Origin of the sequence: Burkholderia pseudomultivorans (assembly GCF_902499075.1) — a bacterium.
In the GTDB taxonomy this organism is placed as follows: domain Bacteria; phylum Pseudomonadota; class Gammaproteobacteria; order Burkholderiales; family Burkholderiaceae; genus Burkholderia; species Burkholderia pseudomultivorans.
In genome coordinates this window covers 1-8697 of record NZ_CABVPP010000107.1, presented here as the reverse complement: position 1 = coordinate 8697, position 8697 = coordinate 1, and the positions used below count along the sequence as shown (strand labels likewise).

At 60.4% G+C, this 8697-nt stretch carries 6 protein-coding genes; 3 read left to right on the top strand and 3 right to left on the bottom strand.

Features of this window, described 5'->3' with window-relative positions:
• The first annotated feature begins 148 nt into the window (after window positions 1–148).
• The 3 genes from BST28156_RS34045 to BST28156_RS34035 all read left to right on the top strand — a co-directional run bounded on the left by BST28156_RS34045 (window position 149) and on the right by BST28156_RS34035 (window position 3256).
• Window positions 149–742 (top strand): SLATT domain-containing protein, encoded by a 594-nt coding sequence (locus tag BST28156_RS34045; RefSeq protein ID WP_174904538.1) that lies wholly within the window; start codon window positions 149–151, stop codon window positions 740–742.
• Window positions 743–794: 52 nt separating this feature from the next.
• Entirely contained in the window at window positions 795–2237 is a 1443-nt protein-coding gene (locus tag BST28156_RS34040) for a hypothetical protein (protein ID WP_174904537.1), read from the top strand.
• Between the two features lie 173 nt (window positions 2238–2410).
• Window positions 2411–3256 carry a restriction endonuclease gene (locus BST28156_RS34035; protein ID WP_174904536.1) on the top strand — a complete coding sequence of 282 codons (846 nt, stop codon included), beginning with the start codon at window positions 2411–2413 and terminating at the stop codon, window positions 3254–3256.
• Window positions 3257–3549: 293 nt separating this feature from the next.
• Here BST28156_RS34035 and gyrB read toward each other — a convergent pair whose 3' ends face one another.
• The 3 genes from gyrB to dnaA form a co-directional block, all read right to left on the bottom strand.
• Window positions 3550–6024, bottom strand: coding sequence for a DNA topoisomerase (ATP-hydrolyzing) subunit B (gyrB, locus tag BST28156_RS34030; RefSeq protein WP_060242856.1), 2475 nt, complete (start codon window positions 6022–6024; stop codon window positions 3550–3552).
• A gap of 192 nt (window positions 6025–6216) precedes the next feature.
• A complete protein-coding gene (gene dnaN / locus BST28156_RS34025; protein ID WP_009688433.1) occupies window positions 6217–7323 on the bottom strand; it encodes a DNA polymerase III subunit beta in 1107 nt (368 codons plus the stop codon).
• Window positions 7324–7492: 169 nt separating this feature from the next.
• The coding region (dnaA, locus tag BST28156_RS34020) for a chromosomal replication initiator protein DnaA (RefSeq protein WP_254596493.1) at window positions 7493–8697 on the bottom strand (1205 nt) is incomplete at its 5' end.

Below are 8697 nucleotides of genomic sequence, written 5' to 3'. Positions count from 1 at the left end.
AGCGAAACAACGATGAGGTTAACAGAGCGTGCAGCGGGTTAACAGCCCTCGTAACTCTTTTTGTTAGAGCTTTTTAGAGCAATTGAAGCAATTGCCCATCAATTAAAGGGCGAGAACTGGTCGGCACGGCAAAAATATCGGGCAATCTATGGAACGGTATTCCCAGCTTAACGATTCACATCTGCAGCCGGCGGCCTCGCTCGAAGGGCAGTTGCGGGAGATGTACGCGCGAGCCGCGTACACCCACAAGACTCACGAGAAGATGGCCGACCGATACATTTCGCGTTACAAGCTCGTCAAGAACGCGGAAATCTTCCTGTCGGCCGTGACGACGAGCAGCTTGTTGCTGGCCGTTCTCGGGGACACCCATCCATATACGCTTGTCGGCGCAATCCTCTCGACAATCCTGTTGGCCTTCACGCTGTACTTCAAGGAGGCCAGTTTGGGCGAGCAGGCCCAGAAGCACACTATCGTTGCGTCCAAGCTGTGGGGTATCCGCGAAGCCCTCCTATCACTTCTGGTCGACATGAACGATGGTCACGCTGTCGATGAAATCCGCGCTGCCCGAGACCAACTGAACGCGACACTCGAAGACATCTACAAGGCGGCTCCCCGGACTAACAGCCAAGCCTACGCAGATGCTCAAAAGGCGCTCAAGCAGGCTGAGGAGCTCTTCTTCACCGATGATGAGCTGAACCGACTGCTACCGAGGGAATTGCGCACGAAGCGCAGCCAGCCGTAGCTACATTTGGCCGCTTTGCCGGTGGCCTTTCACTCTGAATGTGACCGAACACATGACGTACGCCGAGGCGATTCGCCCAATCCGCAACCGGCTCCGGAAATTTTCCTACGGCAGCGTTCTGGCCGAGCTGTCTCAGTTCATCAAGGCTGAATCGACAGCAGATGATGGGAAGCCACACGCGCCATGGCTCGCCGAGCGCGTCGCAGTGTGGGTGCTGCGCGATGAGCCACGTATGTATGGTTCGGTGGGAATCTCGCGGCAAGAACTACGGCGATGTATTGACTTGGCCTGGAAGGCTTCCGACCTAGCGTTCACCGGATTCGGGCCCGGACGCTCGTTTCATCTCGCGCTTCGGTCGTGGATTCTCCCGCAGATTCCGCATCAACGACAGCAAGAGCTGGGACCTTTCGCGCGCCAGATTGACATCATCAACCAACTGCAACCGAACTCGCATCTCTATCGTCTGTTCGAAGACAGCTTGGGCATGCCTCCGATGGACTTTCTCGGCATCGCGACCATCTTTCGCAAACACTCACTCGAAAATATTTCGACAGTCATTGCCCCGAGATACAGAGCTGGTCTGCAGGATATATTTGGCCGAGCACCTGTCGAGCGATTCTATCAAACCATGCTCATCCCCCGCGAGGTGACTGCGGAACATTTCGGCGAGGTCAGTACAGACGAATGGTTTCAACCGAACCTGCTCTATAGGTCCCCCTTCACACGGCTCAGCAACGATGCTTGGTATTTTTGGGGACGCTGTTGCCTTGACCGCAATCTGGGATACGCGTTAAGTGACATCGTTGGCCGCAGCGAGAATCCCGCGATTCGACAGAGCTTCGAAAAGATGTTCGAAGAGTACGTCGGGCGCAGCCTGAGTCTAACTGGCCTTGAGATTCTGAACGAAGAGCAAGTTCGGACCCGTTTTTCGGTCGACGGCAAGTGCTGCGATTTCGCAGTTTTAGATGGGGCTGATGTGGTGTTGCTCGAGGTCAAGAACAAGGCCTTGACTCACACACTTCCCGCCGCTGGAACAGCACGTGATTACGCATCAAAGCTCAGTGCAACCGTGAAAAAGGCGGATGAACAACTGAGGAATGTCGAGACTTTCCTACAGAAGACCTATCCAAACGCGGCCGTGCACAAGGTCGTCATCACGTACGGTGACCTTTTTGCGGCTGAGACGGACCAGCTATTCACGACAAGTGCAGACCACTTCGCATCGGGGAACCCGGTTTACATTCTCAGCGTCGACCATGTCGACCGGCTTATCGAGGCCGTCCGCCTGAAAAAGTGCGGATTTGCGATGTTTTTCGAAGACTACACAAGGCGTCGAAGCATCCCGGAAAAGCGTCTTTTGCTGCTGTCCGACCTTCTGCACGAGGCCCCTTACCGCGGCCCAGAGCTGCCGCCTCACCTTTTCGATGTCTACGCCCCCTTCTACGAGAAGTTGATGGAGCGAGCGAGACCGAAGCAGATGGCGATAGCTTCCTGAAGCTAGCGCCGCCGATACGACTCAATGTTCACGACGATGCGCGCGGGTAACTACATAACTTTGAACCTATCGCCGGCAAAGCAGGACACATCGCGATGTTCTGCCGGCATGATTACCCAACACGCAGGGGCCTTATGCAACGGATGAAGACGCCGAATATTCGAACCTTCGACATGAAACTTGTCGACGACCTGTTCGAAATGAATGGCGGGTATGTGCTCGATTTCTCCGACCGAACCATGGGCATCTTCTTCCTGGAAGAGCTCAACGTCGACATCGACGACCCCGCCTACCTTGATAACGGTACCTCCAAAGCGAAGCGCCTGAGGTGCTTTCTGAACAAGGTCGACTTGGCCACCGCCATTACGACGCTCAAGGCGCTCTGGAAATATCGCGAAGCCGTTCGTCATTCGCAAGGTCGTGACGACTGGGTCATCGACGCCGAAGGACAATTCCTATCCCTGATTAACCGTCTGGAAGGGAAGCCCGAGGGCGCATCTGCTGCGAATCCGCCGCCCAAGCCCGCGCTCGATGGCCGCCGGATTCTGGCACTCAAGACCAAGCTTCTTGAGCTGTCGGCATTACCTCCGCATCCGCGCGGCTACGCGTTTGAAGCATGGCTCAAGGAGGCGTTCGACTGCTTCGGCCTCGAAGCGCGGGAGCCTTTTCGCCATCGCGGCGAGCAGATTGACGGCAGCTTCGTGCTGCAAGGTGAGACTTATCTCGTCGAGGCGAAGTGGCAGTCAGAGCAGACTGGCGCGGCAGATTTGCACGCATTCCATGGAAAAGTAGACCAGAAAGCAGCCTGGGCTCGCGGCCTGTTCGTGAGCAACAGTGGGTTCAGCGCGGACGGCCTGGCTGCATTCGGTCGAGGCAAGCGCGTCATTTGTATGGACGGACTCGACCTGTTCGACGCCCTCGACAGGCAGATTCCCTTGAACCATGTGCTCGAACGGAAGGTTCGACGTGCCGCAGAATCGGGGCTTCCCTTCGAACGCGTGCGCGACCTTTTTGCCTGAGCGCAATCTGGAACGAACCGCGCGCTGACCGCGCGTTGACAGACACATCAAATGGAAATCATCGTTGAGACGTAATGTGCCCTCTGACGAACCTTCGTCGGCAGGTTTGCGCGTGAGGCCGCTTCCTGGGCAGGGGGTATAAAGATATGGCTTAGAGCCCGTCCATGCTTGTTGTCGGCAATGTGCCGGTCAATGAATCCTCGATAAGCTCAAGCTACCAAAAGAAAAGACCCATAAATTTCTCAATTTATGGGTCCGTTTTTCTCAGGATATGCGTCTATCTACAGGCAGCCTCAAACATCAATATTCCCCGCCCTCAACGCATTCGACTCAATAAACGCCCGTCGCGGCTCGACCTCATCCCCCATGAGGGTAGTAAAGATCCCATCCGCCGCGATCGCGTCTTCGATCTGCACGCGCAGCAGTCGCCGCACGGTCGGATCCATCGTCGTTTCCCACAGCTGCTCGGGGTTCATCTCTCCCAGCCCCTTATAGCGCTGCTTCGACACGTTCCGCTCCGCATCCGCCAGCAGCCACTTCATCGCACTCTTGAAGTCGCTCACAGCCATGCTGCGCTCGCCGCGCTTGATCACCGCCCCAGCCTGAATCAACCCCTCAAACGTCTTGGCTGTAGTAACAAGCTGCTGATAATCCGCCGTATGCTGGAACTCTTCATCGATAACCGAAACGCGCACATTCCCATGATGCGCGCGCTCGACCCGCAGCGACCGCAGCTCCCGCACCGGATCATACGAAGGCACGACCCGCACTTCATTCTTCAGCGTCTCATCATGCAACGCCGCATGCATCGCCTTCGCCGACGCCTCCGTCGAAGCCTCGCTGGACAGATCCACCACAACGCCATCCATGATCGCCTCGAGCGCCGCCGGGTCATACAACCGGCCCAAGCGCTCGATCACGCTCTGCGACATCAGATACGACCGCGCCAGCTCCCCGAGCGCATCGCCCGAAATCGGCACCGCATTCTCGCTCGGCACCAGCTCCGAGCCCTGCAGCGCCAGGCGCAGCATATGCGCGTTCAGCTCCGCATCGTCCTTCAGATACCGCTCGTCCTTGCCCGCCTTGATCTTGTAAAGCGGCGGCTGCGCGATATACACATACCCGCGCTCGACCATTTCCGGCATTTGCCGATAGAAGAACGTGAGCAGCAGCGTCCGGATGTGCGCACCGTCGACGTCCGCGTCGGTCATGATGATGATGCGGTGATAGCGCAGCTTGTCGAGGTTGTAATCGTCCTTGCCGATCCCGCAGCCGAGCGCCGTCACGAGCGTGACGATCTGCTCCGACGACAGCAGCTTGTCGTAGCGCGCCTTCTCGACGTTCAGCACCTTGCCGCGCAGCGGCAGGATCGCCTGGAACTTGCGGTCACGCCCTTGCTTCGCCGAGCCGCCTGCCGAGTCGCCCTCGACGATATAGATTTCCGACTTCGACGGATCCTTCTCCTGGCAGTCCGCGAGCTTGCCCGGCAGGCCGACGCCGTCGAGCACGCCCTTGCGGCGCGTCATCTCGCGCGCCTTGCGCGCCGCATCGCGCGCGCGCGCAGCCTCGACGATCTTCCCGCAGATGATCTTCGCGTCGTTCGGCGTTTCCAGCAGGAATTCTTCCAGCGCCTTCGCCACCACTTCCTCGACCGGCGCGCGCACTTCCGAAGAAACCAGCTTGTCCTTCGTCTGCGAGCTGAACTTCGGCTCCGGCACCTTCACGGACAGCACGCACGACAAGCCTTCGCGCATGTCGTCGCCGGTCGTCTCGACCTTCGCCTTCTTCGCGATCTCGTTATCGGCGATGTACTTGTTGATCACGCGCGTCATCGCCGCACGCAGGCCGGTCAGGTGCGTGCCGCCATCCCGCTGCGGGATGTTGTTCGTGAAGCACAGCACGTTCTCGTTGTAGCTGTCGTTCCACTGCATCGCGACTTCCACGCCCACGCCGTCCTTCTCGCCGTTGACGTGGAAAATCGTCGGGTGCAGGTTGCTCTTCGTCTTGTTGATGTACTCGACGAAGCCCTTCACGCCGCCGGCGAACGCGAAATCGTCTTCCTTGCCCGAACGCAGGTCGGTGAGACGGATCCGCACGCCGTTGTTCAGGAACGAAAGCTCGCGCATCCGCTTCGCGAGAATGTCGTAGTGGTACTCGACGGTCCCGAAGATCGTCGGGTCGGCCATGAAGTGGACTTCGGTGCCGCGGTTCTCGGTATCGCCGATGATCTGCATCGGCGACACTTCCTCGCCGTCGATCTTCTCGAGCACGCGATCCTGCGCGACGCCGCGATGGAACTCCATGAAGTGCTTCTTGCCGTTGCGGCGCACGGTCAGGCGCAGCCAGCTCGACAGCGCGTTCACGCACGACACGCCGACGCCGTGCAGGCCGCCCGACACCTTGTAGCTGTTCTGGTCGAACTTGCCGCCCGCATGCAGCTCGGTCATCACGATCTCGGCGGCGCTGCGCTTCGGCTCGTGCTTGTCGTTCATCTTCACGTCGGTCGGGATCCCGCGGCCGTTGTCGGTCACGGAGATCGAGTTGTCCGCATGAATCGTCACGTGGATGTCGTTGCAGTAACCCGCCAGCGCTTCGTCGATCGAGTTGTCGAGCACCTCGAACACGAGGTGATGCAGACCGGTGCCGTCCGACGTGTCGCCGATGTACATCCCGGGGCGCTTGCGCACCGCTTCCAGACCTTCGAGGATCTGGATCGACGAGGCGCCGTAGCTGCTGTTATCGGGTTGCGAATTGTGCTGTTCACTCATGGATATCTTCCGGTTCTGCGAGGCCACTCTCGTGGCGGCGCGGTGCGTTTCAGCGAATGAAATCGCCGGCCGCTCCAGTTTCCTGGCCCGTCCGCGGCGCCGGAAAGGCGCCAAAGGGACGGGTTGTCAGTTCGCCATAAAAACGCCAAAGGGGCTTGCCGCCCCCTGGTGTGTGTCGTGATGTCGGCTGCGTCAGATGCGCATCGGCATCACGACATACTTGAACTCGTCGTTCTCGGGCACCGTGATCAGCGCGCTCGAGCTGGCGTCGCCGAGGCTCACCTGCACGGTGTCGACCTTCAGGTTCGCGAGCACGTCGAGCAGATAGGTGACGTTGAAGCCGATGTCGACGGTATCGCCCTGATACGCGATTTCGAGTTCTTCCTGCGCCTCTTCCTGGTCGGCGTTGGTCGACATGATCTTCAGCTGGCCCGGTGCAACGATGCAGCGCACGCCCTTGAACTTGTCCGACGTGAGAATCGCCGCGCGCTGCAGCGAACGCTGCAGTTCTTCACGGCCGATCTCGAACGTGTTCTTGTGCGCCTTCGGGATCACGCGCTGGAAGTCGGGGAACTTGCCCTCGACCAGCTTCGACACCAGCTCGACCTGGCCGAACGTGAACTTGGCCTGGGTCTGCGCGATGTCGATCGTGACGGTGTCGTCGATGTCCTCGAGCAGGCGCTGCAGTTCGAGAATGGTCTTGCGCGGGACGATCACTTCCTGGCGGCCGAACGTGCCGCCTTCGAGCTTCATCGACGAGAACGCGAGGCGGTGGCCGTCGGTGGCCACGGCCATCAGCTGGTCGCCGTCGACGACGAGCAGCATGCCGTTCAGGTAGTAGCGGATGTCCTGCTGCGCCATCGCGAAGTGCACCATGCCGAGCAGCTGGCGGAACGACTTCTGCGGAACCGTCAGGCTCGCGCCGAAATCCTTCGCCTGCGCGACGGTCGGGAACTCGTCGGCCGCGAGCGTCTGCAGTGCGAAGCGGCTCTTGCCCGATTGAACGGTCAGGCGCTTGTCGGCGAGCGACAGCGTGACCTGGCCGTCAGGCATCGCGCGCAGGATGTCGAGCAGCTTGCGCGCCGCGACGGTGGTCGCAACCTGGTCGCCGCCGACGCCGAAATCGGCGCGCGTCGTGATCTGCAGTTCCAGGTCGGTCGACAGGAAAGACACGTCCGGGCCGTTCTTGGTGATCAGCAGGTTGGCGAGGATCGGCAACGTATGACGGCGTTCGACGATGCCGCTGACCGTTTGCAGCGGCCTGAGGAGGGTGTCTCGTTCGGTCTTGACCAGTTGCATAGAGTTCCTTCGTTGAGATAACGGCCTGCAGCGCAGCAGCCTCGCAACGCCCCGCCGGCCGGGCTCTGGGCCCGCCGCCGCCGGAGCGGTCAAACCTGTATTGTGCCTCAAAACCGAACCGCCCCCCTTAAATTGGGGCGGACGCCGAATTCTCAAGCGCGCCGTGCGCTCAGCCCTTCAGCGTCTGTTCGAGCACGTGCAGCTCGTGGTTGAGCTGCGCGTCCTTGCTGCGTTCGTCGGCGATCTTGCGCACCGCGTGCAGCACGGTCGTGTGATCGCGCCCGCCGAACAGCTCGCCGATTTCCGGCAGGCTCTTCTGCGTCAGTTCCTTCGCCAGGTACATTGCGATCTGCCGCGGCCGCGCGATGTTCGCCGGACGCTTCTTCGAATACATGTCGGCGACCTTGATGTTGTAGAAGTCGGCGACGGTCTTCTGGATGTTCTCGACCGAAATCTGCCGGTTCTGCACGGTCAGCAGGTCCTTCAGCGCTTCCTTGGTCAGCTCGATCGAGATCTCGCGGCCGTGGAACTTCGAATACGCGAGGATCTTGCGCAGCGCGCCCTCGAGCTCGCGCACGTTCGAGCGCAGGTGCTTCGCGACGAAGAACGCGACGTCTTCCGACAGGTTCACGCCTTCCGACTGCGCCTTGCGCATCAGGATCGCGACGCGCATTTCCAGCTCGGGCGGCTCGATCGCGACGGTCAGGCCCGAATCGAAGCGCGAGATCAGGCGGTCATCGATCCCTGAAATTTCCTTCGGATAGGTATCGCTGGTGATGATCACCTGCGCCTTGTTCGCGACCAGCGCCTCGAACGCGTAGAAGAATTCCTCCTGCGTGCGCGACTTGCCGGAGAAGAACTGGATATCGTCGATCAGCAGCAGGTCGAGCGAATGATAGTAGCGCTTGAAATCGTCGAACGCCTTGCGCTGGTACGCCTTCACGACATCCGACACGTACTGTTCCGCGTGGATGTAGCGGATCCGCGCGCCGGCCTTGTCGAGCAGCAGCTGGTTGCCGATCGCGTGGATCAGGTGGGTCTTGCCGAGGCCGACGCCGCCGTACAGGAACAGCGGGTTGTACGAGATGCCGGGATTGTCCGCGACCTGGATCGCGGCGGCGCGCGCGAGCTGGTTCGCCTTGCCGGTCACGAAGTTGTCGAACGTGAGCACCGGGTTCAGCTTCGAGCGCTCGTACATCGAATCGGCTTCGCCGGCGGCGGGCGCACCCGAGCCCGGCCGCCACGTGCGGCGGCCCGCGGCCGCTTCGTGCGCGGGCAGGCTCGGCAGGTCGATGTCGGCGTCGTCGGCGTTCAGGTGCGCGGCGGCCGCGGCCGACGGCGTCATCGGCACGTCGGCCGGTGCGCTGGGCGCAG

Excerpts from the sequence above, each read along its gene's own strand:
- BST28156_RS34040 (WP_174904537.1), top strand. The coding sequence starts at position 795 with ATGACGTACGCCGAGGCGATTCGCCCAATCCGCAACCGGCTCCGGAAA.
- dnaN (WP_009688433.1), bottom strand. The coding sequence starts at position 7,323 with ATGCAACTGGTCAAGACCGAACGAGACACCCTCCTCAGGCCGCTGCAA.
- BST28156_RS34035 (WP_174904536.1), top strand. The coding sequence starts at position 2,411 with ATGAAACTTGTCGACGACCTGTTCGAAATGAATGGCGGGTATGTGCTC.
- gyrB (WP_060242856.1), bottom strand. The coding sequence starts at position 6,024 with ATGAGTGAACAGCACAATTCGCAACCCGATAACAGCAGCTACGGCGCC.
- BST28156_RS34045 (WP_174904538.1), top strand. The coding sequence starts at position 149 with ATGGAACGGTATTCCCAGCTTAACGATTCACATCTGCAGCCGGCGGCC.